At 54.7% G+C, this 1095-nt stretch carries 3 protein-coding genes; 1 reads left to right on the plus strand and 2 read right to left on the minus strand.

The features are described 5' to 3' along the window. Positions 1-200, minus strand: a 200-nt coding sequence (locus A2I95_RS41335) for a GTP-binding protein (protein ID WP_291738077.1), incomplete at its 3' end; no start/stop codon positions are given. A 42-nt stretch (positions 201-242) separates the two neighbouring features. Continuing rightward, on the minus strand, positions 243-578 hold the full coding sequence (locus A2I95_RS41340; protein WP_129370830.1) for an SMR family transporter: 336 nt from the start codon (positions 576-578) through the stop codon (positions 243-245). A 254-nt stretch (positions 579-832) separates the two neighbouring features. Here A2I95_RS41340 and A2I95_RS41345 point away from each other — a divergent pair. Next, the coding region (locus tag A2I95_RS41345; protein ID WP_291738076.1) for a class II glutamine amidotransferase at positions 833-1095 on the plus strand (263 nt) is incomplete at its 3' end.

Raw genomic sequence — 1095 nt, forward strand, 5'->3', positions numbered from 1 at the left:
CGCTCGCGCTCCAGATCGTTGCTGTCCATGGCGCGTTCCGCCACAGCCTGATTTTCGCGGAAGGCGCCGGATTGTTTCAGCAGCTCGTCGACCAGGGTGGTTTTGCCGTGGTCAACGTGAGCAATGATCGCAATGTTGCGCAAGTCCATGACGTTCGCCTTTGTAAGGAAGTTGGGCCGCGCATAGCCCGAACCCCGCACAAAGGCCAGAGGAAATCCGTCCAAAGAAGCCGCAAATGCGGATCAGTGGGCGGAAGACTTGGAAAACAGGTGAATGATAATGATGCCGGACATGATCAGCACCATGCCGATCACGGCTGGCAGATCCAGCTTCTGGCCAAAAACAATGAAGGCAATAACCGCTATCAGCAGGATGCCAAGACCCGACCAGATCGCATAAACAATCCCCACTGGCATGAACTTGAGCGTCAGCCCCATCATGTAAAAGGAAAACGCATAGGCGACCAGAACGATCAGCGACGGTCCAAGTTTGCTGAACTGCTGACTGGCCTGCAGGGCCGTTGTGCCAATGGTTTCTGCTGCAACCGCAATAATCAGGTAGATATAGTGAACCGGCATCTCTGCCTCCGTATACGCGTTTTGCCCGGCCTCCGGCGGAGCAGTGTTCCTATCTCCGGTACCGTATTCAATGCAGTGCAGGAAGTCCCAATGCGTCACTGTTTGCCTTGTTTTCGGCCGCCGCGGCAGTGAACAGATGACTGTGCGCAGATACGCTGTATTAAAAATCTGATCTGTTTTAGGGGAATGTTCCAATTACAGCGATTAGATCGGAAAATAAATCCTGATCGGATCTTCAACACAAGGAGCGACATATGTGCCGCTGGGCTGCCTACACCGGTACCAAGGTCTTTTTGGAAGACATCATTTCCACCCCGGCGCATTCACTGATTGCACAAAGCCAGAAGGCGGTTGAATGCAAGACCGCAACCAATGGTGACGGGTTCGGCATTGCCTGGTACGGGCAGCGGACCGAGCCGGGGCTCTACCGGGATGTCTACCCGGCCTGGTCGGACTGTAATCTGCGTGCGCTGGTGAGCCAGGTTCAATCCGGTCTTTTTCTGGCGCATGTGCGGGC

The organism is Leisingera sp. F5, assembly GCF_001593695.1.

Bases quoted from the DNA above. Each gene is read 5' to 3' on its own strand.
- A2I95_RS41340 (WP_129370830.1), bottom strand. From the start codon at position 578: ATGCCGGTTCACTATATCTACCTGATTATTGCGGTTGCAGCAGAAACC.